This window comes from Salegentibacter sp. 24 (assembly GCF_004362395.1).
Classification (GTDB): Bacteria; Bacteroidota; Bacteroidia; order Flavobacteriales; family Flavobacteriaceae; genus Salegentibacter.
Genome location: NZ_SNWE01000001.1, coordinates 251,426 through 277,281 on the forward strand (window position 1 = coordinate 251,426; position 25,856 = coordinate 277,281).

The 25,856-nt window shown below is 37.7% G+C and carries 27 protein-coding genes; 13 read left to right on the plus strand and 14 right to left on the minus strand.

Annotated elements, in window-relative coordinates:
• Window positions 1–8: 8 nt before the first annotated feature.
• Window positions 9–932: a NifU family protein gene (locus DET49_RS01125; protein ID WP_133546308.1), complete on the minus strand. Its 924-nt coding sequence runs from the start codon at window positions 930–932 to the stop codon at window positions 9–11.
• Window positions 933–991: 59 nt separating this feature from the next.
• On the opposite strand from DET49_RS01125, the gene DET49_RS01130 reads away from it, so the two are divergent.
• Window positions 992–2,041: a type IX secretion system membrane protein PorP/SprF gene (locus tag DET49_RS01130; protein WP_133546309.1), complete on the plus strand. Its 1,050-nt coding sequence runs from the start codon at window positions 992–994 to the stop codon at window positions 2,039–2,041.
• On the opposite strand, the gene murI is transcribed toward DET49_RS01130, so the two are convergent.
• The 8 genes from murI to DET49_RS01170 all read right to left on the minus strand — a co-directional run bounded on the left by murI (window position 2,038) and on the right by DET49_RS01170 (window position 10,001).
• Window positions 2,038–2,832, minus strand: coding sequence for a glutamate racemase (murI, locus tag DET49_RS01135; RefSeq protein WP_133546368.1), 795 nt, complete (start codon window positions 2,830–2,832; stop codon window positions 2,038–2,040). The two genes, DET49_RS01130 and murI, sit on opposite strands and share 4 nt — an antisense overlap.
• A 69-nt stretch (window positions 2,833–2,901) precedes the next feature.
• Window positions 2,902–3,411: an OmpH family outer membrane protein gene (locus DET49_RS01140; RefSeq protein WP_133546310.1), complete on the minus strand. Its 510-nt coding sequence runs from the start codon at window positions 3,409–3,411 to the stop codon at window positions 2,902–2,904.
• Window positions 3,412–3,453: 42 nt separating this feature from the next.
• Window positions 3,454–4,257 (minus strand): OmpH family outer membrane protein, encoded by an 804-nt coding sequence (locus DET49_RS01145; RefSeq protein WP_133546311.1) that lies wholly within the window; start codon window positions 4,255–4,257, stop codon window positions 3,454–3,456.
• Window positions 4,258–4,290: 33 nt separating this feature from the next.
• Window positions 4,291–6,909 carry an outer membrane protein assembly factor gene (locus DET49_RS01150; protein ID WP_133546312.1) on the minus strand — a complete coding sequence of 873 codons (2,619 nt, stop codon included), beginning with the start codon at window positions 6,907–6,909 and terminating at the stop codon, window positions 4,291–4,293.
• 7 nt (window positions 6,910–6,916) lie between these two features.
• The gene (locus tag DET49_RS01155; protein WP_133546313.1) at window positions 6,917–7,657 is read right to left on the minus strand and encodes an isoprenyl transferase; all 741 of its coding nucleotides are present in this window, start codon (window positions 7,655–7,657) and stop codon (window positions 6,917–6,919) included.
• Between the two features lies 1 nt (window position 7,658).
• Complete coding sequence (locus DET49_RS01160; RefSeq protein WP_133546314.1) at window positions 7,659–8,363, minus strand: DUF6089 family protein; 705 nt, start codon at window positions 8,361–8,363, stop codon at window positions 7,659–7,661.
• 100 nt (window positions 8,364–8,463) lie between these two features.
• Window positions 8,464–9,348, minus strand: a complete 885-nt coding sequence (locus tag DET49_RS01165) for an NAD kinase (RefSeq protein ID WP_133546315.1) — start codon at window positions 9,346–9,348, stop codon at window positions 8,464–8,466.
• Window positions 9,345–10,001 carry a CBS domain-containing protein gene (locus DET49_RS01170; protein ID WP_133546316.1) on the minus strand — a complete coding sequence of 219 codons (657 nt, stop codon included), beginning with the start codon at window positions 9,999–10,001 and terminating at the stop codon, window positions 9,345–9,347. The genes DET49_RS01165 and DET49_RS01170 overlap by 4 nt, the downstream gene beginning before the upstream one ends.
• A gap of 90 nt (window positions 10,002–10,091) precedes the next feature.
• Between DET49_RS01170 and DET49_RS01175 the strand changes: the two genes are divergently transcribed.
• The 9 genes from DET49_RS01175 to DET49_RS01215 all read left to right on the plus strand — a co-directional run bounded on the left by DET49_RS01175 (window position 10,092) and on the right by DET49_RS01215 (window position 19,330).
• Complete coding sequence (locus DET49_RS01175; RefSeq protein WP_133546317.1) at window positions 10,092–10,802, plus strand: pyridoxine 5'-phosphate synthase; 711 nt, start codon at window positions 10,092–10,094, stop codon at window positions 10,800–10,802.
• Window positions 10,803–10,830: 28 nt separating this feature from the next.
• Window positions 10,831–11,595 carry an alpha/beta fold hydrolase gene (locus DET49_RS01180; protein WP_133546318.1) on the plus strand — a complete coding sequence of 255 codons (765 nt, stop codon included), beginning with the start codon at window positions 10,831–10,833 and terminating at the stop codon, window positions 11,593–11,595.
• 119 nt (window positions 11,596–11,714) lie between these two features.
• Window positions 11,715–12,974, plus strand: a complete 1,260-nt coding sequence (locus DET49_RS01185) for an OmpP1/FadL family transporter (protein ID WP_133546319.1) — start codon at window positions 11,715–11,717, stop codon at window positions 12,972–12,974.
• A 10-nt stretch (window positions 12,975–12,984) separates the two neighbouring features.
• Entirely contained in the window at window positions 12,985–14,550 is a 1,566-nt protein-coding gene (locus DET49_RS01190) for a G-D-S-L family lipolytic protein (RefSeq protein ID WP_133546320.1), read from the plus strand.
• A 90-nt stretch (window positions 14,551–14,640) separates the two neighbouring features.
• Window positions 14,641–14,982, plus strand: coding sequence for a phage holin family protein (locus DET49_RS01195; protein ID WP_133546321.1), 342 nt, complete (start codon window positions 14,641–14,643; stop codon window positions 14,980–14,982).
• Window positions 14,983–15,068: 86 nt separating this feature from the next.
• Complete coding sequence (gene tig, locus DET49_RS01200; RefSeq protein ID WP_133546322.1) at window positions 15,069–16,391, plus strand: trigger factor; 1,323 nt, start codon at window positions 15,069–15,071, stop codon at window positions 16,389–16,391.
• A gap of 105 nt (window positions 16,392–16,496) precedes the next feature.
• Window positions 16,497–17,174, plus strand: a complete 678-nt coding sequence (gene clpP, locus DET49_RS01205; protein WP_075325692.1) for an ATP-dependent Clp endopeptidase proteolytic subunit ClpP — start codon at window positions 16,497–16,499, stop codon at window positions 17,172–17,174.
• Window positions 17,175–17,226: 52 nt separating this feature from the next.
• Complete coding sequence (gene clpX / locus DET49_RS01210) at window positions 17,227–18,459, plus strand: ATP-dependent Clp protease ATP-binding subunit ClpX (RefSeq protein ID WP_133546323.1); 1,233 nt, start codon at window positions 17,227–17,229, stop codon at window positions 18,457–18,459.
• 148 nt (window positions 18,460–18,607) lie between these two features.
• Window positions 18,608–19,330 carry a TerC family protein gene (locus DET49_RS01215; protein ID WP_133546324.1) on the plus strand — a complete coding sequence of 241 codons (723 nt, stop codon included), beginning with the start codon at window positions 18,608–18,610 and terminating at the stop codon, window positions 19,328–19,330.
• Here the strand turns inward: DET49_RS01215 and DET49_RS01220 are convergent.
• The 4 genes from DET49_RS01220 to DET49_RS01235 form a co-directional block, all read right to left on the minus strand.
• Window positions 19,327–19,905 carry a DUF1989 domain-containing protein gene (locus tag DET49_RS01220; protein ID WP_133546325.1) on the minus strand — a complete coding sequence of 193 codons (579 nt, stop codon included), beginning with the start codon at window positions 19,903–19,905 and terminating at the stop codon, window positions 19,327–19,329. The two genes, DET49_RS01215 and DET49_RS01220, sit on opposite strands and share 4 nt — an antisense overlap.
• A complete protein-coding gene (locus DET49_RS01225) occupies window positions 19,896–20,507 on the minus strand; it encodes an FMN-binding negative transcriptional regulator (protein ID WP_133546326.1) in 612 nt (203 codons plus the stop codon). The genes DET49_RS01220 and DET49_RS01225 overlap by 10 nt, the downstream gene beginning before the upstream one ends.
• A 2-nt stretch (window positions 20,508–20,509) precedes the next feature.
• Window positions 20,510–21,208 (minus strand): guanitoxin biosynthesis heme-dependent pre-guanitoxin N-hydroxylase GntA, encoded by a 699-nt coding sequence (gntA, locus tag DET49_RS01230; RefSeq protein WP_133546327.1) that lies wholly within the window; start codon window positions 21,206–21,208, stop codon window positions 20,510–20,512.
• Window positions 21,209–21,369: 161 nt separating this feature from the next.
• Window positions 21,370–21,894: a DUF421 domain-containing protein gene (locus DET49_RS01235; RefSeq protein ID WP_133546328.1), complete on the minus strand. Its 525-nt coding sequence runs from the start codon at window positions 21,892–21,894 to the stop codon at window positions 21,370–21,372.
• A 127-nt stretch (window positions 21,895–22,021) separates the two neighbouring features.
• Between DET49_RS01235 and DET49_RS01240 the strand changes: the two genes are divergently transcribed.
• A complete protein-coding gene (locus DET49_RS01240; RefSeq protein WP_133546329.1) occupies window positions 22,022–22,711 on the plus strand; it encodes a glycerophosphodiester phosphodiesterase in 690 nt (229 codons plus the stop codon).
• Between the two features lie 74 nt (window positions 22,712–22,785).
• Entirely contained in the window at window positions 22,786–24,006 is a 1,221-nt protein-coding gene (locus DET49_RS01245; RefSeq protein WP_133546330.1) for an NAD(P)/FAD-dependent oxidoreductase, read from the plus strand.
• Here the strand turns inward: DET49_RS01245 and DET49_RS01250 are convergent.
• Window positions 24,003–24,479: a TspO/MBR family protein gene (locus tag DET49_RS01250; protein ID WP_133546331.1), complete on the minus strand. Its 477-nt coding sequence runs from the start codon at window positions 24,477–24,479 to the stop codon at window positions 24,003–24,005. The genes DET49_RS01245 and DET49_RS01250 overlap by 4 nt on opposite strands.
• 244 nt (window positions 24,480–24,723) lie before the next feature.
• On the opposite strand from DET49_RS01250, the gene DET49_RS01255 reads away from it, so the two are divergent.
• Window positions 24,724–25,812: a diphosphomevalonate/mevalonate 3,5-bisphosphate decarboxylase family protein gene (locus DET49_RS01255; protein ID WP_133546332.1), complete on the plus strand. Its 1,089-nt coding sequence runs from the start codon at window positions 24,724–24,726 to the stop codon at window positions 25,810–25,812.
• The last annotated feature ends 44 nt before the right edge of the window (window positions 25,813–25,856 follow it).

Consider the following 25,856-nt stretch of genomic DNA (forward strand, 5'->3'; position numbering starts at 1 on the left):
TTTTTGATTTAGCCGTTTACCGCTTCTACGTAATCCACTTTCCCGCGAAGCATATCTCTAAGCATAGTTTCGATTCCACTCTTTAGGGTCATTGTAGAGGATGGACAACCACTGCAGGCTCCCTGAAGAATTACTTTTACAGTTTTACTATCAGGATTATATGAATCGAAAAGGATATTCCCTCCGTCGCTGGCAACAGCTGGTTTAATGTATTCATCTAAAATAGCAATAACCTGCTTTGAAGTATCGTCAAGATCCATAATTTCCTGGCTAACTTCAGGATTCGCAGGATGGCTATCGGATTCCGTTTGTTGCGGAAGAGAAGCCTCTGCTTTTAGTACTTCTTTCCCTTCTTGAAGGTAGTTAGTGATAAATTCCCTTAATTCTATTGTGATTTCCTCCCATTGCGCAACGTCATATTTGTGTATAGAAACGTAATTGGAATCTATAAACACAGCTTTTACAAAAGGAAAATGAAAAAGCTGCTGAGCAAGGGGTGCATCTTTGGCTTCATCGATATTTTTAAATTCCGCAGTTTTTAAAACCAATTTTTTGTTGGAAACAAATTTCATTACCCCCGGGTTTGGAGTGCTTTCCGCGTAAACGGTTACCGGTACATTTTTAGGCTTATCGGTGTTATCTTTAATTACGATACCATCCTTGTTTAAAAATTCCTCTATTTGTGCTGCAACTTCTTCCTGCACATCATTCCAGTCGACAATATCGTATTTTTCAATCGCAATGAAATTTTGAGCGATATAAACCGTTTTTACAAAAGGTAAATAAAACAGTTGTTGTGCTAAAGGCGATATAGCTGCTTCGTCTATATTGCTGAATTCGTAATTTTCGTGCCGGGTTAGGAATTTATTGGTTTCAAATTTTATAATTCCTGGTTTATTTGTGGCTTGTATATTTATTGAGAAATTGCTCATATTATTTTTTTTGCAAAAGTACTAAAGAAAACTTAGTTAATCTATATCTTTACTTTCTTATGGGGATTAAGACTTTATTTATCAGTGGTATTGAAGCAAGAGCTGTTTTTCTGGCACCAAAAAGGATTTTTATAATTTTATTTATCTCATTATCCGGGCTTACTTTAAAAGCCCAGGAAGTAATTCCCATATATTCTGATTACCTAACCGATAATCTTTTTTTGATTCATCCATCTATGGCCGGTGCAGCCAATCGAAATCAGATTAGACTTACCGCCAGGCAACAGTGGTTTGACGTAGATAATGCGCCCAGCTTACAAACTCTCGCCATAAATGGCAGGGTAGGAGAAAAACTTGGTATTGGAGGGATATTTTTTAATGATCAAAATGGAAATTTTTCTAAAATTGGAGCTTACGGAACAGTGGCTTATCATTTGCTTTTCTCAAGGAGTGAAGTAGATCTGAACCAGCTTTCTTTCGGAATAAGTGCCGGGATTATTCAGCATAGGTTGGACCAAAGTAGTTTTACGGAATTTGATCCTATTGTCAACGGCAACAATGTATCCGATATGTTTGCAAATATGGATGTAGGAATGTCCTATTATTATCTGGATTTCTATGCTCATCTGGCCGCAAAAAATATAATTTCGGTTAATCGTGAACTTTTCTATTCTGACGCAGTTCCCAGTAACCAACGTAAATATTTATTTTCTACGGGATATGTTTTTGAAAATTCGGGTGGGTGGAGTTATGAACCCTCAATATTATTTCAAATGCGTGAAGCAACCAATGAAATGAATATTGATTTAAATATGAAAGTTTATAAAAATGTTGATTTCGGTCAAATATGGGGCGGACTTTCTTACCGCAACAGTTTTGAAGCTACCGAATATACAACCGATGGAGAGGAAATTAAAAGTCAGCAACTGCGCTATATTACTCCTTTTGTTGGTCTGGATTATAAAGATTTTATGTTTGGTTATACTTTTAGTTATCAATTTAATTCTGTTGTATTAAGCAACAATGGATTCCACCAAATTACTATTGGATACGATTTCGGTAAGAGTAGAGGACGTTGGGATTGCAAGTGTCCAGCGGTGAATAATTAGAAATCCAGATAGGAAACTTTATATCCCATTGAAATAGCTCCCGTTAAATTCTCAAGTACTTTCGGATTCGTGTTCGTGAAGAATTCCGGAATTGGGTGGGCTTGCTTTGCCTGGGCCAATAAATTATTTGCACTAAGAATAGCTTTGGTTTGTCGTGCTACTGCTTCACCAGAATCTATAATTACTACCTCTTTTGGCAACAATTCTTTCAGGAGTGGGATAAGATAAGGATAGTGGCTACAACCTAACACCAGGTAATCTATCTTATTCATAAAAAAAGGTTCCAGAAGTCCAAGTAAATGGCTTCTCATATGCCCGGAATCTATTTCTCCCGCTTCAATAAGTTCTACAAGGCCTCGTCCTTCGACTTCAACTACATTAATATTTCTTGCATAAAAATCCGAGGTCTGTGAAAAAAGGGTGCTGGTTAAAGTGCCGCGGGTAGCCAGTATGCCTATGGTTTTGGACTTAGAATTCAAAGCAGCAGGTTTTATCGCAGGCTCAATACCAATAAAGGGGACCATATATTCATTTCGAAGCTCTTTGATTGCATTTGTCGTTGCTGTATTACAGGCTACGACAATGATTTTGGCTCCCATTTCCAATAATTTTTCAGTGTTCTTTCTGCTCAGATTTTTTATTTCCTCAATAGGTTTTTCACCATAAGGAGCATTCTTACTGTCGGCGAGATAGATGGTTTTTTCCGCGGGAAGTAATTCATGGATTTCCTTCCAAATGGAAGTTCCACCTACACCGGAATCAAAAATACCTATGGGTTGCGAATTGCTCATTGGCACAAAAATAAAAACTGCGCCTTGAAAGGGCACAGTTTTTATTGAATATTTATGAATTGGGAGAAATTACATTCCCAATTCGGCTTTTACATCTGCCATAAGGTTTTTACCATCGGCAAGAATTACTCCTGTTCCAGTAGTAGAATCAAGAACATAATCAAATCCTTGTGCTCTAGCTACTTTTTGGATAGCTTCACGAGCTTTTTCAATAACAGGTCTTATAAGTTCGTTTTCTTTTTTCTGAAGTTCCTGTCTTGCTCTCTGGCTGTGTTCCTGGATTCTTCTTTCAGTTGCCTGAAGTTCACTCGCTCTTTTTGCGTTTTCCTCTTCGGTTACAGTTTCAGCTTCAGCCTGATAGCGCTGCATCGTATTTTGAGCTTCAGTGAGCATATCCTTAATTTCAGCATCGTATGTTTTCTCTAACTTTTGGAGTTGTGCCATGGCATCCTTATAGGCTGGCATAGTTTCTACCAATTCCTGGGTGGCGATGTGAGCAACTTTGCTCTGTGCGTTTGCAAATGTTGTAGCTCCTATGGTTAATGCAAGGGCTATAAAAAGGGTTTTGAATTGTTTCATTTTAATTGATATTAATTGTTAAAGTATTAAGGTTTAAATTATTTAGTTTATTGTGTCTTTTCTGTCCCGGGCTTCTTCTATAGAATCTCTTCTTTGTTGTCTTTCCTTTAAAATTCTTTCCCGTCGTTCTTCAAATGCTTTTTGCCTCGCCTCTTTAATAGAATCCTGTTGTCTTCTTCTTTCTTCTATTAAGGCCTCACGCTCATTTTTTCGTTTCTCAATGGCTTGCTCGCGCTGGCTTAGTTCTTGGTCCTCTTCAGGAGTGCGGGTTTCGGCTCTTTCAAGTTCTCTTTCCTCTTGTTTGGTTTCAATTTGTCTACGATTAGAAGCTCTATTTATACTTCTTAAAACCTGATCACTAAGATCAAAACGTTTTTTTGCAAATAACATTCCTGATTCTGAATTTCTATCGAAAATAAAATCGAAATCTCTGGTTTCGGCTATTTCCTGTACAGCGGTGAAAACCTGATCCTGGATAGGCTTTATTAATTGCCTCTTTTGAATCATATAATCTCCTTTCGGACCGAAACGCTTCTGCTCGTAATTTATAGCTTGTTCCTGCTGATATGCAATCTCTTCCTCCCGTTCTTCAATTAATTCCGGAGTAAGTAATGGACGTTCATTTTGCAGGCTGGTTTTCATTTCATTGATTTCCTTTCGTTTTTGCTCAATTTCATTTTGCCATTCTTTAACTCGCTGATCTAATTGAGTGGAAGCTTGCTGATATTCCGGAACATTTTCAAGAATATATTCCATATCCACAAAACCTATGTTTATTGGTTTTTGAGCGTTTGCCCCAAAGCCAGCCAAGATAAAAAGTGTGAATAAGAATGTTCTTTTAAGCATACTTAAATGGAATATAGAAAATACCGTGCCAAATTAAAATTGTTGTCCGATTATGAAATGCGTTTCCCAACCATTTGCGCCTTGTTCTCCTCCGATGGAGTCGAACCCGTATCCGAAATCTATACCAAGCAAACCAAAGGCAGGCATAAAGATTCTTAAGCCTGCACCGGCCGATCTATTTAATTGGAAAGGATTGAAATCTCTAAAGTTATCATAGGATGCACCCGCTTCTAAAAAGGTGAGTGCGTAAATAGATGCCGAAGGTTTTAAAGTGATAGGGTATCTAAGTTCTAAGGAGTATTTGTTATAAATGGTTGCACCATCATCATTTACACCTGCTGGCCTATCTATAGGTACCACAGATTGGTTTGGATATCCCCTTAATGCAATGGTCTCCCTGCCATCTAAACTAAAGGCCCCAAGACCATCCCCACCAAGAAAAAATCTTTCAAAAGGTGGAATACCACGCTCACTATTATAAGCGCCAAGGAATCCGTACTCTGCATTGGTTTTTAAAACCAGTTTGTCATAAATTTGAGTATACCACTCTCCACTAAATTTGACTTTATAAAATTCTAACCAGTTAAATTTTTTCTGGTCTATTTTTCTTGGATCTCCGACTGCATTCTCGGGGGTAACCCTATCACCCTGTTGATTTATAAGGTTGCCATTCTCATCTTCTAACTGATATTCTCTTTGTTCAGCTAAGTTGGCGTAATCTACACCATTCCAAAGCGAATAAGGAGGTGTGAATTTGGCGGTAATTTTGAACTTGGAACCTCCCATTGGGAAAATAGGATTCACATAGGTATTATCCCTTGTAAGTCCTAAGGTATAGGTGAAATTGTTTGAATATCCATCCCCGAAAGTAAATAGCCCCGTATTATAATTATTTAGATCATAACGTTGAAATCCAACGGAATGCGACACTGTGATGTATGGATCAGGTACGGTTAGACGTTTGGCTAAGCCCACATTTACTCCAAGAATATCAAAACTCCTGGTTCTATCTGCCTCCCGGTTTATATAATCAAATAAAAACTGTCTTGTATATGAGAAGGAAGTTTGCAGGCTCACCGGTTTTTTACCTCCCAACCATGGTTCCACAAAGGAAAGGCTGTAAGTCTGGTAAAAGGTACTTGCCTGTGCTCTTAGTGAAAGGGTTTGGCCATCGCCCATAGGTACCGGTTTATAAGCTTCTTTGTCGAAAATACCCGATAAGGAGAAATTATTGAAAGAAAGTCCCAGGGTACCTATAAAGCCACCCCCACCGTATCCACCTTGCAGTTCAATTTGGCTGGCCCCGGCTTCTACAACAGAATATTCCAGGTCCAGAGTACCTGTTTGAGGATCTGGATTAATAAATTTTGGTTCGAGTTGTTCTGCGTCAAAAAAGCCAAGCTGACCTAGTTCTCTTACCGTGTTGACTACATCTTCCTGGCTATATTTTTGACCGGGCTTTGTACGAAGTTCACGATAAATTACATGGTCTTTTGTCTTATCATTTCCAGTTACCGTAATATTATTGAAATAGGCTTCTTTACCCTCAATAATTCTTACTTCAAAATCGATAGTATCATTGTAAACATTGGTTTCTACAAGGTTGATATTGGAAAATAAATAACCATTGTTTTTATATAAATTAGAAAGGTCCTCTCCATCGGGTTTTGTTTCATCGGCAATTCGCTTATCTAATAGCACCCCGTTATAAACATCACCTTTATCTATTCCTAAAACACGTGCCAGTTGAGCATCACTATAAACAGTATTTCCGATAAAATCTATATCTCCTATATAATACTGATCGCCTTCTTCTACCTTTAGATCTAAAGCAATAGTTTCCTCGTCTATTTCTATAAGGGAGTCACTCACAATTCGGGCATCACGATAGCCACTTTCCTTATATTTATCTATAAGGCTCTCTTTATCTGTCTGGTAATCGTCTCGCACAAATTTTGATCTTTTCCAGAAGCGAATGATATTCTTTTGTTTGGTATTTTTCATAGCCCTTCTAAGCTTGGCATCAGAAAATTTATCGTTACCTATAAAGTTTATATCCTCAATTTTTACGCGTTCACCCTTGTCGATATCGACAAGCATATTTACCAGGTTTGCATTGGCCGTAGTATCGGTGACCTCGCTGGTGCTTATTTTTGTCTGCGCATTTAAATAACCTTCCTTCCGATATTTACTTTCAATATAATTTTTTGTCGTGGTAATAAGGTTCTCAGATACCTTAGCCCCGGCCCTTAATTTATTTTCCTCAATAACTTCCTCTTTTTCGGCTTTTTTAAGGCCGGTCACCTGAATTTTATTGAGTTTTGGCACTTCCTGGATTTCGATTTCCAGGTCAGCCACATTCCCATCACTGACATTGGTGATATAAAAATTGATATCGCTAAACTGGTCAATATCCCAAAGTTTATTGATCACAGCGCTAATTTTATCCCCGGGAATAAAAATTTCTTCCCCTTTCTTAAGCCCGGTATAAGCGATTACGGTTTGCTCGTTAAAACTAACATTGCCCGTAACTTTTATATCGCCAATTATGTATTTTTTGCCATCTGCTAATGGTAAGCCCTGAGCTTGTGAAGAAATGCTAAAAATTAAACTACATGCTACTGCCAGAAGGGTAAATACTTTCTTCGTCATGAATGCGCTAACTGAGTTGCTCACTGGTTTTTCCAAATCGTCGTTCTCTATTTTGATAATTGTAAATGGCTTTAAAAAGATTTTCTTTTCTAAAATCTGGCCATAATATTTTTGTAAAATATAATTCTGCATAAGCAATTTGCCATAAAAGGAAGTTGCTGATGCGTTGTTCTCCACTGGTTCTAATAAGCAAATCAACCTCCGGAAAATTTCGGGTGTAAAGATGCTCATTTATAACCGATTCATCAATAGCATCGGCTGATATTTCCTTATTTTTAACTTTCAGGCTAATTTCCCGAACTACTGAGGTTAATTCCTCCCGAGAACCGTAACTCAGGGCAAGGTTAAGCACCATGCGATCATTGGTTTTCGTTTTTTCAATAACTTCCTGAAGTTCTCTGTAAACCTTCTTTGGGAGGGTTTCTAGATTTCCAATCGCTTTTAGCTTAATATTATTGTCCTGAAGGGTTTTAATTTCCTTTTTGAGGGAGGAAACCAATAGGCGCATTAAAGTGTCTACCTCCAATTTTGGGCGCTTCCAGTTTTCTGTGGAAAAGGCATAAAGCGTTAAATATTCTATGCCGATTTCCGCTGAAGCCTCAACAACATCCCGAACTGCAGTTGTGCCTTCCTGATGGCCTGCGGCCCTTAGGAAACCTTTTTGCCGTGCCCAACGTCCATTACCATCCATTATGATGGCGATATGCCTGGGTAATTTTTTAAGGTCTATGTGGTCTTTATAGTTCATGTTAAAATTGACTATAGCAAGGTTTTCTACCCCAGGAAAAGGTGAAATTCACCCCTGTAAAAACATACCAGTCCGTAGTGTTTCGATTACCAAATTCAATATTTGGTCTCCTGTTTCCAAATATTTCTTCGGGCCAGCTTCCGTCTAAATTGTCGGTAAAGGTATATCTAACCCCTAACTCCATAGCACCAACAATGTGATTCGTTATACTCTCTTTATAACCAAAGATCACAGGTATGGCAAAATCCCAGTTAGCTCCCTGGTTTACAAGTTCCCCATTAGGGAAATTGGCGTCCAGCATTAAGTGATCTGCTCTGAAATAAGTTATTCCTGTGTAAAGATAGGGGGTGCTTTGGGGATGACCTTCGTGAAGATTAAAATTCCAAAAATTATATTCTATGCCTAAAGAAGCTTCGGCAATGGTATTGCTAAATGAATAACCTCTCTTCACTCTTCGGGGGTCATTGGAATCAGCGTCATCAGCATTTATTTCGGCATATAGTACCGAAAGTCTAAAGGCGTGTCGGGGGCTACGGTTCCATTTTAGAAGCGCACCACCAACAAGGCCAGTGGGGAGAACGAAATTGGTTCGACCTACATCGCCGATGTAGTTGGCGCCACCAATATACGGTCCTAGTTCAAATGTTTGGGAATATGTTTTTGGTGCAAAAACAAGCATGATTACAAAAACTAAAAGGTACCTCATAGGCTTTCAAAAGTTTGCAAATATAACAATTATGTTTGCTCTACAATAATTTGAGCAAGTTTGTACATATTCTTAAACAGTTTTTAAAAAAAAATATTGCTTAATTGCGCTTATCTTCTCCCCACATAAGCTTTTTTCGCAGGGTGTGTAAGAAGCTGTCGCCCTTAAGTTCAATAAGATTTATCGTGTAGGGTGCTTTTTCAATAATAATCTCCGTATCGTTTTCTAGGGTGGCAATACGGGAGTCCATGGATACTAAATGGGACTCTTCTCGGCCGGAAACCCGAAGCGTAATCTTAGTGTCATCTTTCACTACTAAGGGCCGGGCATTCAAATTGTGCGGGGCAATGGGGGTAATAATGAGAGAACCGGCATCTGGGGTAATTACAGGACCGCCACAACTTAAAGAATAGCCAGTAGAGCCTGTCGGTGTCGAAACAATCAATCCATCTGCCCAGTACGAATTTAAATACTGATCGTTTAGCCAGGTATCTACCGTAATCATGGAGGTAGTATTTTTACGACTAACAGCGATTTCGTTCAGGGCTATATTTTTAAAAACAGGATCGTAATTAGTGGGATTCGTGCTAATATTTAAAACACTGCGTTTGGAAATACTATATTTTTTATCCAGGATATTTTGTAAACTATCTTTGATTTCTTCTTTTTGGATGCTAGCCAAAAAACCTAATCTTCCGGTATTTATACCTACAATTGGAATATCTAAATTCCTGATATAATTTATGGATTTTAATATAGTTCCATCACCACCAATACAAAAAAACAAATCAAAACTGTTGTCTAATTCTTCAAATGTGGAGAAATGGGAGTAATTTTCCTCAATGGTTTTATTTAGATGAATTAATTCTAAAAAATCTTTCTCTATAATTACCTTAATATTCTCACGCTTGAGTAATTCCAGAAGCTGTGCAATATAGGTCCCGGCATTGGTATGATAAAATTGACCGTAGATGCCTACTTTCATATATTTAAATATTTATCTAAATACTTAGAACGGTCTCTAAGATTTTTATTGAAATTATCTTCCCGATGTTCTGAAATTATCTTGTAGCCATATCTTCGGAAAGACTGAATGATTTCATTTATTCCGGATGGGCTTAATTTAATGGTGATCTGGGCCATATCATTTTTGATTTTAGAGATAAAAAGGCCAAGTATATTGGAGTTATTAGATTCTGTAATCTGTGTAATTTCGCTAAAGGAGTAATCTTTGATACCCTTTTGAATTACGATAATATTGCCAGGCTCACTTAGAAAGGGTGTTTCATTAAATAAAGCGATAATTTCGTTGAGTTCCACGTAGCCCAAATAATGGTTTTCTTCATCTAAAACCGGTAAAATATTAGTGTTGTTTTGCGCAAAGCGTTCTAAAATATCCAGCCAGAATGCTGTATTTCTAACAAAAAAGCCTTCCAAGGCATATTGATAATCTTCCAATGATTTTTCAGCTTCAAAACATCGGATATCATTTTCTGAAATACAACCCATATAAATACCGTTATTTTCTACCGGTAAATGTGAATAGGTTAGCTGATTGAAAAGGTCTTGAACCTCTCCAATTTTATCGGAAAAATGCCTTATTGAGACATCGTTAATAATATAATCTTCCATGTTCATGATGTCACTTCCTTTTTATGCAAATTAATTAAAATAAAATTCATTAGGGCATTTACAAGTTTGTATTTTTGTTAAACAAAAGCTTATAAAATGACGAAATTAAGTGTAAATATCAATAAAATTGCTACTCTGAGAAATGCCCGGGGCGGTAATATCCCCAATGTAGTTGAAGCTGCTCAGAAAATTGAGTCTTTTGGCGGGCAGGGGATCACCGTTCATCCTAGACCAGACGAGCGTCATATTACTTATCAGGACGTGCGGGACCTTGCGCCTATTGTGAAAACGGAATTTAATATTGAAGGAAATCCTGTGGCCAAATTTATTAATTTGGTTATGGAAGCTAAACCAGCCCAGGTTACCTTGGTTCCAGATGCTGAAGATGCTATTACTTCTAACGCCGGTTGGGACTCCATCAAACATAAAAGCTTTCTTCAGGAAGTGATTCAGGAGTTTAAAAGTAACGGTATTAGAACTTCAATTTTTGTTGATCCCGATGAAAAAATGATTGAGGGTGCTGCAGAAACGGGAACAGACCGGATTGAATTATATACCGAAAATTTTGCTGTTAAATTTGCGAAAGGGAATAAAGACGGGATAACACCTTATACGAAATGTGCGAAACTGGCTAAAGAATTGGGTTTAGGGATTAATGCCGGTCACGATCTATCATTGAGTAATATTAGATATTTTAGCGAGCATGTCCCTCATCTCGATGAGGTTTCTATCGGTCACGCGCTGATTGCGGAAGCTTTATACCTCGGCTTGGAGACAACAATTAAAAAATATCTTGAGTTGCTCTAATATTTTTTTCTTCTAAAAACAAACTACAATGAAATTAAATTCTATAATAATTGGTGAGGGTTCACCACTAGTAATACTGCACGGCTTTTTAGGAATGAGTGATAACTGGAAAACCATTGGCAGTAAACTTGCAAAAGAAAAAGAATTCCAGGTTCATTTAATAGATCAGCGTAATCATGGGAAAAGTCCACATGCCAATGAGCATAGCTATGAGTTAATGGCTGAGGACCTTAAGGAATATTGCCAACAACATACTTTAAAAAATATTGTTTTAATCGGTCATTCTATGGGCGGCAAAACAGCGATGCTTGCCGCGGCAAATTACCCGGAACTGGTTGAAAAACTAATTGTTGTAGATATCGCACCAAAATATTATGAACCGCATCATCAACAAATACTGGATGGTTTAACTGCTTTAGAAAAGGCCGACCTTGAATCCAGGCAGGAAGCCGATACATTACTTTCCGAGTTTATTTCGGAAAAACCGGTTAGACTTTTTCTCTTAAAGAATCTAAACCGTAAATCTGAAGGAACCTACAACCTAAAGGTGAACCTGGAAACTTTAAAAAATAATATTGAAGAAATAGGGAGGGCGCTTCCACAGGATAAAACCTTTAAGGGTCCTACACTTTTTATAAAAGGCGGTAATTCCAACTACATTAAAGAAACGGATAAGGATGCTATTAGAAAACAATTTCCAAAAGTGGATTTTAAGGAAATTGAAAATGCTGGTCACTGGGTGCACGCTGAGAAAATAAACGAGTTCTATAGTACTGTGATTAATTTTCTTTAAAATCTATCTAAATTTATTATGTGTGCATAATAAATTATGGAATTTTGTTGAGTAATATGTAATTTATGCTAAATTTGGAGTCAATAAATTATTAGAATACAATAAAATCCAAATCTATTATGAAAAAAATACTTTTCCTGGGCCTTTTCGGTCTAATGGCTGCGGTAACTTATGCAGGTGGGTATCGGGTGAGTCTTCAGGGTCAAAGATCGTTGGCTATGGGCCACACGGGTGTTGCCGTTGTGAACAATGCTGAACTTGCTTTTTTTAACCCGGCAGGTCTTGTGTACCTTGAGAACAAGTTAAATATAGCTGCTGGTGCTAGTGCTGTATTTTCCAGTGTAAAATATCAGAATTCGGAATTCGGACTTAGTTCTCAGACCAATAGTGCGGTGGGGACTCCTTTTTATGCTTATGGTTCTTATCGAATAAACGATTGGCTAACTTTAGGCTTAGCTGCTTATACTCCCTATGGCAGTAGCGTTGAATGGCCAACCGATTGGTCTGGCTCACACTTGGTGAACAATATAGACCTTCAGGCTATTTACATACAAGCCTTGGCTTCTGTAAAAATATCAGATAAATTAAGCGTTGGGGGTGGGCCAATCTATGTGAATGGATCAGTGAATTTTAATCGTAACCTAAGCCGTACTTTAACCGACATAGAAGGGAATCGTGCGAATGTTACAGTAGATGCAAGTGGTGTGAATGCCTTTGGTTGGTCTGCCAGTGCTATGTATAATGCAACCGAAGATTTACGTTTTGGTATCAATTATCGAAGTGAAATTATGGTGGAGGCTGAAGGTGGAGATGCTGATTTTGAAAATATTCCGAACTCTCCTTTGACTCCTTTTGAGGATACCCAATTTGATGCTTCCCTGCCGCTACCGGCAGAGCTTTCAGTAGGTGTTTCCTATGAGCTATTGGATAAATGGCTTTTTGCTTTTGATTACAACAGAACCTTCTGGGATGTTTATAAATCCTTAGATTTAGATTTTGCGAAACCTGCTATTCCTGATTCCCAAAATCCGAGAAACTACGAGAATTCTTCTACTTATAGATTTGGTCTTCAGTATCTCGCAAACCAAACCGTTACCTTAAGGGTTGGATATTATTTTGATGAATCTCCGGTGCAGTCAGGTTATTTTGCTCCTGAAACTCCGAGGAACGACGCACATGGTTTTACAGGTGGACTTTCTTTAAATCTTAACGACAGATTTTCCATAGATGCTTCTTTCCTTTATAACAGGTACGAGGAAGTTAACGAGTCTTACGCTCCTGATCCCTCTGATTTCCCGAATTACGACGGAGTTCCTTTTGAAGGAACCTATAAAACTTCAGCCTTTATTCCGGGACTTGGTGTAACCTATAAATTATAAAATGAAGAAGATGAAACAGTATTTTAAGTATTTAGCAATATTAGCTCTGGGAATTGTTTCCTGCGAGCCAGAATTTGATAATCCGGTCAATGAAGCAGGAGCTTACAGTAATGGGGAAGCCGATTTTTCGCGATACGTAGCTTTGGGTAATTCACTCACTGCAGGTTATGCCGATAATGCCTTGTATATAACCGGGCAGGAAAACTCTTATCCAAATATTCTCGTGCAACAGTTTGAGAAAACACAAGATGTCGAAGAATTCGCCATTCCTTATATGAACGATAATGCTGGTGGGCTTTTATTAGGCGGAACTCAAATTACCTCAAACAGGCTTGTTTTAGCAGTGGATGCAAGTGACAATCCCTCACCTCAGGTTTATACCGGGATGCAGGCGACCACGGAAGTAGGAAATATTCTTCAGGGACCATTTAATAATATGGGGATTCCGGGAGCTAAATCTTATCATTTAGTTGCTCCGGGATATGGAAATGTTCAGGGCGTGGCCGTTGGTACTGCCAACCCATATTTCGTTCGTTTTGCTTCTTCGCCGGAAACTACGGTATTAGCTGATGCTCTTGCTCAAAATCCCACGTTCTTTTCTTTATGGATTGGGAATAACGATGTACTGGGTTATGCAACCTCAGGTGGTACAGGAGAGTTCCAGTTAAATAATTTAGATCCTTCCACCTATGGAGAAAACGATATTACAGACCCTAATGCCTTCGCAGGTGTTTATGCACAAATGGTTCAGGCTTTATCGGCTTCGGCAAGTGGTGGAGTTTTAATAAACATACCGGATGTTGCTGCGGTGCCTTTTTTTAATACAATTCCTAATAACAGACTTGAGCTTGATGCGGAAACCGCAGCAAACCTGACAGGGTATTTTCAGGCTGTTTCTCAAGTTTTTGCGGGTGGTTTGATACAGCAGGGCGTTCCGGCGGAACAAGCCCAGGCTTTAGCTTCCCAATATGCAATCACTTTCAGTGAAGGTCCAAACAGGTTTCTTATCGATGTTGAGCCTTCGGATTCCAATCCCCTTGGATTTAGACAAATGACTCCCGATGAAAAATTACTTTTAACTATAGACCGGGCAGCTTTAGCCCAGGGTTATGGTGCAGTTAGTCTTTCCCCGCAAGTGATGCAGATCCTGGGGGCCTTACAACAAGGGCAAACTCCAACTCAGGAAGAGGCTAATGCGCTTTTTGGTGCGGTAAATGGAATTGATGATGCAGATGCTCTGGATGAAGCTGAATTGGCGAATGTAAGACAGGCAACAGCTGCCTATAATGATGCCATAGAGGCCACTGCTGTAGCAAATAACCTGGGGTATGTAGATGCTCGTGAGTTACTTAATCAGTTGGCTGAGGGCGGAATTGCTTTTGACGCCGGAATCATTACCTCGGAATTTGTCACTGGTGGCGCTTTTTCCTTAGACGGAATTCATTTAACTCCTCGGGGTAATGCGGTGATGGCCAACGAAATTATTGAAGTAATTAATACAACTTATAATGCCCAGGTTCCAAAGGTTAATCCCGGTACATACGGAACAGTAACTTTAAGCAATGAAGTTGAATAATAAGAAGTACTTTTTATAAGAATGAATAACGCCGGACTATTACCGGCGTTTTTTTTTTGTATTTTTCAATAACCAACTAAACTAAAAATCATGAATTTTATATTAAGAATTTTACTTACCGCACTGGCCGTGGTGGTTCTTGCTAAATTTCTGCCGGGAGTTGAGGTTGAAGGGTATTTAACAGCAATTCTAGTCGCTGTGGTTTTGGCTATTCTGAATCTTTTGGTGAAACCTATTTTAGTAATTTTCACCTTGCCCGTTACTGTGTTAACGCTGGGTTTGTTTTTGCTTGTTATCAATGCGGTAATTATTCTACTGGCCGATGCCTTCGTATCGGGATTTGGGGTTAGCGGCTTTTTTATCGCCCTGCTTTTCAGTTTGCTTTTGTCGCTGTTTCAATCTCTTTTGTTTTCATTGTTAGGAAAAGATTAGAAGTAGACTGAAATTCAATAATTTGAAACTTTGTTGGCTTGAGAAAAAAGTGTAATTTTGCACTCCAATTTTTATAACAAGTCAAGATGAATATTACCAGAGAGAATATTGATGAATTGAATGCGGTGGTAAAAGTAGATATCGCCAAAGACGACTATGCCGGTAAAGTTGATAAAATCTTAAAAGATTACCGTAAGAATGCCAATATTCCCGGCTTTAGAAAAGGACATGTGCCTATGGGAATGGTAAAAAAACAATACGGTCAAGCTGTGTTGGTGGATGAGGTAAATAAACTTTTACAGGATTCGCTTAATAAATATCTTACCGAAGAAAAACTGGATGTACTGGGGAATCCTATTCCAAAGGAGCAGGAAAACTTTGATTGGAATAAAGAAGAATATACTTTTGAATTCGAGCTAGGTTTAGCTCCAGCATTTGATGTGAAACTTGAGCTGGAACAACCAGTAACTCATTATAATATTGTACCAGATGAAAAAATGGTGAATAACCAAATTGAATCTGTCCGAAAACAATATGGGAAACTGATCTCTAAAGATGAAGCAGAAGAAGGGGATATCGTTGCCGGAACTTTCAAAAACGAAGAAGAAGGAATCGAGAAGGAAACTTCAGTGGAACTGGAAAAGATCAAAGGAAAAAGAAATCTTGGTAAATTTGTTGGTGCTAAGGTGGGAGATTCTCTGACCTTAAAGACCAAGAATCTTTTTGAAGAGGATCACGATCTTATTCAGCACTTAGGAATTGAACATGATAGAGCTCATGATTTAGATATTGAAGTTGAATTTACTGTAAAAGAGATCAATCATAGAGAATTGGCTGAACTTAACCAGGAGTTGTTCGATAAGCTTTTTGGTGAAGGAAAAGTAAGCAGTGAAGACGAATTAAAAGAGAAAATCAAGGAAGATGCAGCCAAGCAATTCAAACAGCAGAGCGATCAGCAGTTAATGAATGACGTAACTAAGCAGCTTATAGAACAAACAAAGTTTGAGCTTCCAAAGGAATTTCTTCAAAAATGGATTCAAACCGTGGGGGAAAAGCCCATGACCGAGGAAGAGGCTAAAGAGGAATACGAGAAGAGTGAAGAAGGTTTACGCTACCAGTTAATTGAAGGTAAAATAGTTAACGAAAATAATCTAAGCGTAGAGTTTGAAGATCTTAAAGCTTTTTCCAAGGAAAAGATCAAGGAGCAAATGGCGCAGTTTGGCCAAATGAATCCTGGAGATAAGGAACTTGATGATATTGCTGCCAGAATTCTTTCCAATCAGGATGAGGTAAAAAGGCTTTCTGAGCAGTTAATGAACGAAAAATTACTCGATTTCTATAAAGAGAAAATGTCTTTTGAAGAAAAAGAAGTGACCTACGACGAATTTGTGAAAGAGATTTACGAGTAAGCTTTTTCTATAAATTTATACTTATATTTAAGGCGTTAAACCATTTGGATTAACGCCTTTTCACGTAAAAGGCAGCTAAGAAAAAAGCTTAAAAACAAAAAATTGATGGATTACGGAAAAGAATTTGAAAAATACGCCACTAAACATCACGGTATAAATAGCAATTATTACCAAAAGATAGTGAGCAGTGTGACTCCTACGGGAATGACGCCAAATATTATTGAAGAGCGGCAAATGAATGCGGTTGCCATGGATGTTTTTTCCAGATTAATGATGGATAGGATTATCTTTATGGGAACAGCCATTAACGACCAGGTTGCCAATATTATTCAAGCGCAAATGTTGTTTTTGGAAAGTACGGATGCTTCCAAAGATATTCAAATCTATATAAATTCTCCCGGTGGAAGTGTTTATGCAGGTCTAGGTATATATGATACGATGCAGTTCATAAAACCAGATGTCGCAACAATTTGTACAGGAATGGCAGCCTCGATGGGCGCGGTATTGCTTTGTGCTGGCGAAAAAGGAAAAAGGAGCGGTTTGCCTCATTCAAGAGTGATGATACATCAGCCACTTGGAGGAGCTCAGGGCCAGGCAAGTGATATAGAGATTACAGCCAGAGAAATTTTAACCCTTAAAAAGGAATTATACGATATTATCGCTAAACATTCTGGGCAATCTTATGAAAAAATAGAGGAAGATAGTGATCGTGATTACTGGATGAAGGCGGAAAAAGCTAAGGAATACGGTATGATCGATGAGATTTTAACGAGAGAAGGATAGGAATTAATTTTCATTATATTATTTTATATAACGAAAGTTGAAATTTGACGAAATGGCGAAAGAAGAATTAGAATGTTCGTTTTGCGGTAGAAAGAAACCCGAAACCAACTTACTTATAGCAGGACTGGACGCGCATATATGTGATAAATGTATAGAGCAGGCACACGGTATTGTTATGGAAGAGCTTAAACAGGGAGAAGCTAAGGAATTGTCTTCCGACCTTATGTTAAGCAAACCAAAAGTGATCAAAGAGTTTTTAGATCAGTATGTAATTGGGCAAGAAGCTACCAAAAAAGTGATGTCTGTAGCTGTTTATAACCATTATAAAAGGCTATTACAGCCAGCAAGTGACGATGATGTGGAAATTCAAAAATCTAACATCATTATGGTTGGTGAAACCGGAACTGGTAAAACCCTTATCGCTAAGACCATTGCCAAAATGCTTAATGTTCCTTTGGCAATTGTAGATGCTACGGTGCTTACCGAAGCGGGATACGTAGGGGAAGATGTAGAAGGTATTTTAACACGTTTGCTTCAGGCTGCCGATTATAATGTTGAAAAAGCTCAGCGAGGAATCGTATTTATTGACGAGATAGATAAAATTGCGCGGAAAAGCGATAATCCTTCCATTACCCGGGATGTCTCCGGGGAGGGTGTTCAGCAGGCATTGTTAAAATTACTGGAGGGAACTACCGTTAATGTTCCTCCAAAAGGGGGGCGAAAACACCCCGATCAGAAATTTGTTGAAGTTGATACCGAGAACATCCTTTTCATTGCAGGAGGTGCCTTTGATGGTATTGAACGTAACATCAGCAAACGGTTGAATATGCAGGCAGTTGGTTTCAGTGCTTCAAAAAGCGATGATAATATAGAGCGGACTAATTTGTTGAAATATATTATTCCGAAAGATTTAAAAGATTTCGGACTTATTCCTGAAATAATAGGAAGATTACCCGCACTTACCTATATGAATCCTTTGGATGAAAGCACGCTGCGTTCCATTTTGACAGAGCCTAAAAATGCTATTGTAAAACAGTATCAAAAATTGTTTGAAATGGACGATATTGAGTTTGAAATGACCGACGATGCTCTTGATTATATAGTTGAAAAAGCGGTTGAATATAAATTAGGGGCTAGAGGTTTAAGATCTTTATGTGAAGCCATTTTAACCGATGCCATGTTTGAAATGCCGGAAAGTGGCAAAAGCAAACTTAGGGTGTCTCGAGCCTATGCTGAAGATAAACTTAATAAGTCGACTTTGAAAAAACTCAAGGCGGTTTCCTAAGACCACGACATTTTTAATAAAGGCTGTTTGGAAAAAGCTATCTTTAAAAAGCTTTCTATTCTAAACAGCTTTTTATTTTTTTAGAGTTTTATTGTAAATAAAAATGATTTTTTAGTTAGCTTTAGCCTAACCAAAAGCTGATTTACTTATGGAAATCTTTCTTCAGCCAGATACCTGGATAGCACTGCTTACGCTTACTTTTATGGAAATCGTGTTAGGGATAGATAATATTATTTTTATTTCTATCGTAGCCAGTAAACTCCCTGTAGATGAACAAAAGAAAGCCAGAATTGGTGGTTTGGGCCTAGCCCTTATTATGCGAATTTTATTGCTTTTAAGTATTACCTGGATTATAGGGCTCACAGAACCCGTGCTCTCATTATACGAATTCGAACTCAGCTGGCGTGATATTATTTTAATTGCGGGAGGAATCTTTCTTTTAATAAAAAGTACACTTGAAATTCATCAAAAGGTTGAAGGCCAGGAAGGAAATGAAGAGGTTAAGAAAGCACAATCTTTTGGTTATGCTATTTTGCAAATCGTATTGTTGGATATGGTTTTTTCTTTCGATTCCATATTAACCGCGATAGGACTTACCGATCAAATAATGTTAATGATCATAGCTATTACTATAGCCATTATTGTAATGATGATTTTTGCTAAAGTAGTTAGTGAATTTGTGAATAAACATCCAACAATACAAATTCTTGCGCTTTCCTTTCTTATCCTAATTGGCGTAATGTTAATAGTAGAAGGAGTGGGTTACCATGTACCCAAGGGATATATTTATTTCTCTGTATTCTTCTCCTTGGCCATTGAAATGTTGAATATGCGTTTTAGAAAGAAAAACACCCCGGAAACAAAGGCTTAACCTAATATTTCATAATGGATGGGCTTAAAGCTGCCATTATTACTGTCTTCGGCTGAACAGGCAGTAAGTCCGATTATCAAATCCATTTTTGCTTCAAATAATAGGTAATCTCCTGCTTGACTTAAAGGCGGGTCTACGCTTATTTTTCCTTTTTCATCAAACTGCACGTTCATAAAAATGTTGAAGGCAGTTGGAATATCATCTGGCTGGATATCAAACTTTTCTAGATTTGTATATAAATTTTCATAACAACTTGGGTGATAAGCATCATAATTATACATTACCTTGAAAGTTTCAGGGCTGCATGGGGCGAGTAAGAAATCATTTCTTCCGTTGGTGTCTTCGAGTATTTCCATCATTTTTTGGCTGCGGTTACTCCATAGCGCATTACCGGAACTTATTAAAATAGAAGCTTCAAAATCCATCGTTTTTCCTGATGATAACTTTTCCTTTCGATCCTTTGCATTAAACAATACCATATCGCTAACCTGTTCACCTTTAGGGTCAATGACTTTTAATTTTTGTCCTTCCTTCAATTTAAAGGCGACTCCAGATTGTTTTTTAATTATGTGCATTTATGCTCTTTTTTAATGTGATTGCTTAATTCTTGAGTTTCTGGTTGATTATCCAAATGCGTGGTTATCGAATCAATATCTTCTTTATCATACCCCTGGTGCAATTTTGTAATTCCTTGGATCTTCTCTACTTCACACCAAAACCCAGTAATTAATGGCAAGTGATCTTCCCGCATTTTTTTCGGAATATCTTGATAATATAATGGTTTTTTCTGGGGTTTTTCAAATCTGGCTACAAGCTCCCTAAGTGATTCTTCAAGTTCTTTCCGGGATTGTTTTTTGAGCTTAACATTGAGATGCACCGCAGAATAATCCCACGTGCTGATGTCTTTTTCCTTATACCAGGAAGAGGAAACATAGCCATCGGCTCCCTGGAAAATCAAGAGGGCTTCTGTGCCGTCTTTTAAGAATTCAAACTGTTCATTATGATTGGCAATATGCGAAAACAGACGAAAATCCTTGGCAGTCCCCTTGGTTAAAACAGGGATATGAGTAGCTAATAGGCGAACTCCATTGAGTATGAAGGTTGCAAAAGGATGATGTTGGATAAATCTAAAAATGAAATCAGCATCATCTTTCTTGTATTTTGTAGGCTGGTACATACTTATTCTTTACCGTGAAGAAAAGGACATTTCCATTCCTCTCCAACTTTACGGCCACTATATTGCCTTGTTTCACTATTTTCCCCAAAATCTTCAAGCATTGGGTTGATACTTCCTTGTAGTTCAGTATCCCGTTCCCGGATTTTATCCCTTACGGTGGTAAATATTCCCATTTCTCTTAATTTCTCAAATTGCCAATGCAAATTAAATGCGATGGCTGGGTACGGGCTTTGTCTTGCTTTACGACTACTATCTGGATGCAAACCTACGATATAAAAAGCTTTTCCGCCGATGCTAAAACTGAAATTTTTGTCCTGGGGATCATCACTGACCTTGGGATCCCAGGCCTGGTCATCAATCTGATGCAGCAACTCGAGTTGCTTCCAAAGTGCGGTTTCAAACTGAATTTCAGTAAATGAGTCCTGTCCTTTAAAGACAGCTAAAAACGTGTAGAATTCATTTGAGTCGAAATCGTAGTTTTCAATATATTTTTTAAGGTCCTTATATATTTTTTTAGCAGTTTCCAGGCTGGGAAATTCATCGTAGGTATGAAGATTTAAGTGATCCTGACTAAAGACCGTTTGAGCCATCATACACGGATGATCCTGGGTTAAGACAAAATCTTTGAAATCTGCCATAATATCATCATGTGTTATAATTTTACGATGCTTGGTTTTAGGTTTTATATCGGGAGTAGTCATAATATTGAATGGTTATTTTGTAAAATTATCAGCTTTGTTTCCCCTTTCAATATGGTTTAAGAATAAATTAATCTAAAATTTTAAAAGATTAACACGCAGCGGTTCAAACTTTGGACGATTCTTAAATTAATCATAAATGTCCCTAAACCAACTTCCGGTTTTTAAGAGCGAGATACATCCTTGATGAGCCAATTCTCAAGTTGCTGGTCTTCATTTGAAGTATGCAATACCGATATATCACCGGTAGTTTCAAATACCACTGCTCGCACCTGGGACAATTCCACCACATTAGCTTCTCTTAATTTTGATCGCAGATCCCCTTCGGTTACCCTGGCCTTTTTTAAATTTTTGTAGAGAATTTTCTCCCTGTCCATAAGCATTAGGGGGGTATTATCTATGGCTTTCTGAAACCATGCATAACGCCTTAAATATGCGGCAGAAATCTGTAAAATATATACTGCCCCCAGTCCAACAATTCCCTGTAAAAGACTTACTGAAGCATATAATAATGTAGAAGCAATGATAGAGCCTATAGCCACAGTCATAGCGAAGTCAAAACTTGACATTTTAGAAAAGCTTCGTTTACCGGCTATTCGCGTAAAAATGATGATCGCTATATAAATTCCTATAGCGGAGATGGTTACAGCTAAAAGGGAATTAATTGAAACTCCAAACCATTTTTCCATAACTTATAGTATTGAGACGTTAGATCTTTAAATTTAAAGACTATCAGCTATAAGTAAATGTTAATTGCTTATAAGTCTTTCTTAATAAGATTTTTAATCGCTTAAGGAGAATGAATATATTTGCCCTATGAACAGAATCCTTAAAATTGGTCATCGTGGTGCTAAAGGCTACTTAGCAGAGAATACCTTAGAAAGTATACAAAAAGCCTTGGATTTTGGAGTTGATGCAATAGAAATCGATGTACATAAATCCAAAAGCGGAGAGCTAGTAGTTATCCACGATTTTACATTAGACAGAACCACCAATGGAAGCGGCGAAATAGCTAAAATGTCGTTAACCGAATTAAAAACTTTAAAGGTCGAAGGTCAATTCAAAATCCCTTTACTAACTGAGGTTTTAGACCTCATTGAGGGGAAATGTAGTATTAATATCGAACTAAAGGGTCTAAATACCGCAATCCCTACCTCATCAATTATCCAGAAATATATTGCGGAAAACTTTTGGAAGTACGAAGATTTTATCGTTTCCAGCTTTCAGAAAAATGAACTGTTCCAAATGCGCAAACTTGATAAAAATGTCCCCTTAGGGATTTTGAGTAAAGCCAGTGTTACTGAAGCTATTGAATTAGGGAAACTCCTCAGTGCATCGGCAATTCATCCGTCACTGGGGATTGTCACTCGCGATAATGTGAAAGCATCTCACGAAAATGGGTTTAAAGTGAATGTGTGGACGGTAAATGAATTTCAGGATATTGAGAGAATAAAGAAATTTGGTGTTGATGGAATTATCTCGGATTTTCCAGACAGACTTTTTTAAAAAATAAAGGTTCCAATAATTAGCATTTAAAATTTTATAATGGAACCTGAAATTTCAAATCAGAAACATTCAAAATGCAGAATTTCGATATAATTATCATAGGCGGAGGAGCGGCAGGATTTTTTACCGCGATAAACGCAGCGGAATTAAACCCTGAGTTGAAAATTTGCATTTTAGAACGTGGTAAGGAAGTTCTTACCAAGGTTAAAGTTTCGGGAGGAGGAAGATGTAATGTAGGCCATGCAGAATTTCTTCCGCGAGAACTCAGTGCTAATTATCCTCGTGGGGAAAAGGAGTTGTTAGGGCCATTTCATAAATTTATGTCTGGCGATACGATGCAATGGTTTGAAAAAAGAGGCATAGCCTTAAAGGTAGAGGATGATGGTCGAATTTTTCCTGTATCAGACGATTCCCAAAGTATTATCAATTGCTTTATTCGAGACACAGAGAAATTTAAAATTCAGGTTTTAAAAAGTCACGCGGTTCAAACTTTTCAGCGGGAAGAAGATTTTTGGAAGGTGAAAACCAGTAAAGGAGATTTTTTAGCAGCAAAGATTATGCTTGCTACGGGAAGCAATCCGAAAATGTGGAGTATTTTGAAAAAACTCGGTCATAAAATAATAGATCCAGTCCCTTCCCTTTTTACCTTTAACATCAAGGACCAGAGAATCAAAGATCTACCCGGAATTGCAACAGAAGCTGTAGTGAGAATTAATTCAAATACAATAGATTTAGAAAGTAACGGACCGTTATTAGTTACCCATTGGGGAATGAGCGGACCTTCAATTTTAAAACTTTCCGCATGGGGGGCCAGAGAACTGCAAAAATTGAATTATCAGTTCGAAATACTAGTGTCCTGGCTGCCGGGTGTGACTTTTGAAAATGTACTAAATCAATTAAAAGAATTGAAAACCAATTTTGCCAAACAACAAGTTTTGAAAAATGCACAATTCGATTTGCCTAAGCGACTATGGCAAAGTCTGGCGGTTGCTTCTGGAATTTCTGATGGCATGACTTGGGCTGATTTAAACAAGAATCAGCTACATAATTTAAGCAGCCAGCTAACAGAATCGGTTTTTCAGGTAAACGGTAAAAGTACGTTTAAAGAGGAATTCGTTACTGCGGGGGGTGTAGATCTCAAAGAGGTAAATTTTCAAACTTTTGAGAGTAAATTCCATAAAAATCTGTTTTTTGCCGGGGAAATTTTAAATATCGATGCCATCACTGGGGGATTTAATTTTCAAAACGCATGGACGGGTGGTTTTCTGGCTGCAAAAGCCTTGAGCGAAAATTAGTTCAGTCGCAAAATCTCAAAATTAAGCGCAATTGCAAAAAGTACCCAAATCGCATAAGGTAGGAGCAGGTAAGCAGCGACTTTGTTCACTATCTTAAACCATTTTATGGTAAAAATTATAACTATAAAAAGTACGATAATATTTATAAAAGCTAATAATGGTTTTTGAAGACCGAAGAAAAGTAAGGACCAAGAACCATTTAGCAATAATTGGATTCCAAAATGATACAGAGCTGTTTTTACCCATTTATGATAGAAGCCGCGATTCCAAACAATACCGGCAGCTATCCCCATCAAGATATACATAAATAACCAAACTGGCCCGAAAATGGAATCCGGCGGGTTAAACCAGGGCTTATTAAGTTCAGGATACCAGCCTTCAAAGCCCGCGTTGGTGGCGATTGCTCCCAGAAAACCGAAAAGCAAACAAATGCCAATGGCCACTGAACTTCGTAAAAAGAGTTTTTTGGTCATTTTCTGTTGATATTCTCAGTGATATTATCTCCTGTCAAGCTTATTTTTAAAATGATTTGCTGTAAAAATCACTATTTCAGAGTCTAAGCTTTTTAGTTTTCATCTACTAAATTATAAATTTATTTGAACTGGGGAAGAATATTCCCAAAACATAAAACATATCTTTGCTTTCATAAAATAGATTTGAATTTTTTTCAATCAGCTTGCTTTGGCCTGGTTCAAGGTAGTTTATTAATTTTTTACTATGAGTAGAGAGGATTTTATTACAAAAGAATATTCAAAAAAAATAGAAAAAGGAGAAGTAGCCTGGGAATCTCCCAGTAATATCGCACTTGTAAAATACTGGGGAAAAAGGGCGAATCAAATTCCTGCCAACCCTTCCGTGAGTTTTACATTGAAAAACTGCAAAACTACCACAAAAATGGAGTTTCAAAGGAAAACAGTAAAATCTGAAACTTTTGATTTTAAACTTTTTTTTGAAGGAAAATGGAATCCGGAATTTGAGCCTAAAATTCAGCAGTTTTTCGAACGAATCGAAACCTATTGTCCATTTTTAAAAGACTATAATTTTAAGATTTTCACCGAGAATTCCTTCCCTCACAGTAGCGGTATCGCTTCTTCTGCCAGTGGAATGAGTGCCCTGGCCCTCTGTGTTATGAGTTTGGAAAAGGAATTGGGTGCTATTCATACGAGCAGTGAAATTTCTTTTTATAAAAAGGCTTCTTTTTTGGCCCGTTTAGGTTCCGGAAGTGCCTGCCGAAGTTTAGAAGGCGAATTAATTGAATGGGGCGCACATCAAAATATACCGGGCAGCAGTGATCTTTTTGGGATCAAATATCCTTTTGAAATTGATGAAGTTTTTAAAACTTTTCAGGATACGATTTTGTTGGTAGACAAGGGTCAAAAGCAGGTAAGCAGTAGTGGAGGTCATAATTTAATGCAGGGTCATCCCTTTGCCGAAAATCGTTTTACTCAAGCACATTTAAATTTAGATAAACTAAAGGAGGTATTTGCTTCGGGAGATTTGGAGAATTTTATAGCCATTATAGAAAGCGAAGCGCTTACCTTACATGCGATGATGATGAGCAGCAAGCCTTATTTTATACTAATGAAGCCCAATACTCTACAAATTATCAATAAAATATTGGAATTCAGGAAAACAACCAGAACCCCGGTTTGCTTTACTTTAGATGCCGGGGCAAATTTACACGTACTTTATCCTGAAGCACATAAAACAAAAGTTTTAGAATTCATTAAGAATGAGCTTGTTGTCTATTGTGAAAAAGGGCAGTATATTTGTGACCAGGTTGGAAAGGGTGCGGAAAAATTGTAAATTTACTTACATTTATCTTTTTTGACCTGAAAAAGATTATTCGA

Coding starts and splice junctions, on each gene's coding strand:
- DET49_RS01235 (WP_133546328.1), bottom strand. CDS start 21,894: ATGGAAAAATGGTTTGGAGTTTCAATTAATTCCCTTTTAGCTGTAACC.
- gntA (WP_133546327.1), bottom strand. CDS start 21,208: ATGACTACTCCCGATATAAAACCTAAAACCAAGCATCGTAAAATTATA.
- DET49_RS01175 (WP_133546317.1), top strand. CDS start 10,092: ATGACGAAATTAAGTGTAAATATCAATAAAATTGCTACTCTGAGAAAT.
- DET49_RS01150 (WP_133546312.1), bottom strand. CDS start 6,909: ATGACGAAGAAAGTATTTACCCTTCTGGCAGTAGCATGTAGTTTAATT.
- DET49_RS01195 (WP_133546321.1), top strand. CDS start 14,641: ATGAATTTTATATTAAGAATTTTACTTACCGCACTGGCCGTGGTGGTT.
- DET49_RS01165 (WP_133546315.1), bottom strand. CDS start 9,348: ATGAAAGTAGGCATCTACGGTCAATTTTATCATACCAATGCCGGGACC.
- DET49_RS01240 (WP_133546329.1), top strand. CDS start 22,022: ATGAACAGAATCCTTAAAATTGGTCATCGTGGTGCTAAAGGCTACTTA.
- tig (WP_133546322.1), top strand. CDS start 15,069: ATGAATATTACCAGAGAGAATATTGATGAATTGAATGCGGTGGTAAAA.
- DET49_RS01160 (WP_133546314.1), bottom strand. CDS start 8,363: ATGAGGTACCTTTTAGTTTTTGTAATCATGCTTGTTTTTGCACCAAAA.
- DET49_RS01225 (WP_133546326.1), bottom strand. CDS start 20,507: ATGTACCAGCCTACAAAATACAAGAAAGATGATGCTGATTTCATTTTT.
- DET49_RS01170 (WP_133546316.1), bottom strand. CDS start 10,001: ATGAACATGGAAGATTATATTATTAACGATGTCTCAATAAGGCATTTT.
- DET49_RS01185 (WP_133546319.1), top strand. CDS start 11,715: ATGAAAAAAATACTTTTCCTGGGCCTTTTCGGTCTAATGGCTGCGGTA.
- clpX (WP_133546323.1), top strand. CDS start 17,227: ATGGCGAAAGAAGAATTAGAATGTTCGTTTTGCGGTAGAAAGAAACCC.
- DET49_RS01145 (WP_133546311.1), bottom strand. CDS start 4,257: ATGCTTAAAAGAACATTCTTATTCACACTTTTTATCTTGGCTGGCTTT.
- murI (WP_133546368.1), bottom strand. CDS start 2,832: ATGAGCAATTCGCAACCCATAGGTATTTTTGATTCCGGTGTAGGTGGA.
- DET49_RS01155 (WP_133546313.1), bottom strand. CDS start 7,657: ATGAACTATAAAGACCACATAGACCTTAAAAAATTACCCAGGCATATC.
- DET49_RS01180 (WP_133546318.1), top strand. CDS start 10,831: ATGAAATTAAATTCTATAATAATTGGTGAGGGTTCACCACTAGTAATA.
- DET49_RS01140 (WP_133546310.1), bottom strand. CDS start 3,411: ATGAAACAATTCAAAACCCTTTTTATAGCCCTTGCATTAACCATAGGA.
- DET49_RS01255 (WP_133546332.1), top strand. CDS start 24,724: ATGAGTAGAGAGGATTTTATTACAAAAGAATATTCAAAAAAAATAGAA.
- DET49_RS01125 (WP_133546308.1), bottom strand. CDS start 932: ATGAGCAATTTCTCAATAAATATACAAGCCACAAATAAACCAGGAATT.
- clpP (WP_075325692.1), top strand. CDS start 16,497: ATGGATTACGGAAAAGAATTTGAAAAATACGCCACTAAACATCACGGT.
- DET49_RS01220 (WP_133546325.1), bottom strand. CDS start 19,905: ATGCACATAATTAAAAAACAATCTGGAGTCGCCTTTAAATTGAAGGAA.
- DET49_RS01245 (WP_133546330.1), top strand. CDS start 22,786: ATGCAGAATTTCGATATAATTATCATAGGCGGAGGAGCGGCAGGATTT.
- DET49_RS01215 (WP_133546324.1), top strand. CDS start 18,608: ATGGAAATCTTTCTTCAGCCAGATACCTGGATAGCACTGCTTACGCTT.
- DET49_RS01130 (WP_133546309.1), top strand. CDS start 992: ATGGGGATTAAGACTTTATTTATCAGTGGTATTGAAGCAAGAGCTGTT.
- DET49_RS01250 (WP_133546331.1), bottom strand. CDS start 24,479: ATGACCAAAAAACTCTTTTTACGAAGTTCAGTGGCCATTGGCATTTGT.
- DET49_RS01190 (WP_133546320.1), top strand. CDS start 12,985: ATGAAACAGTATTTTAAGTATTTAGCAATATTAGCTCTGGGAATTGTT.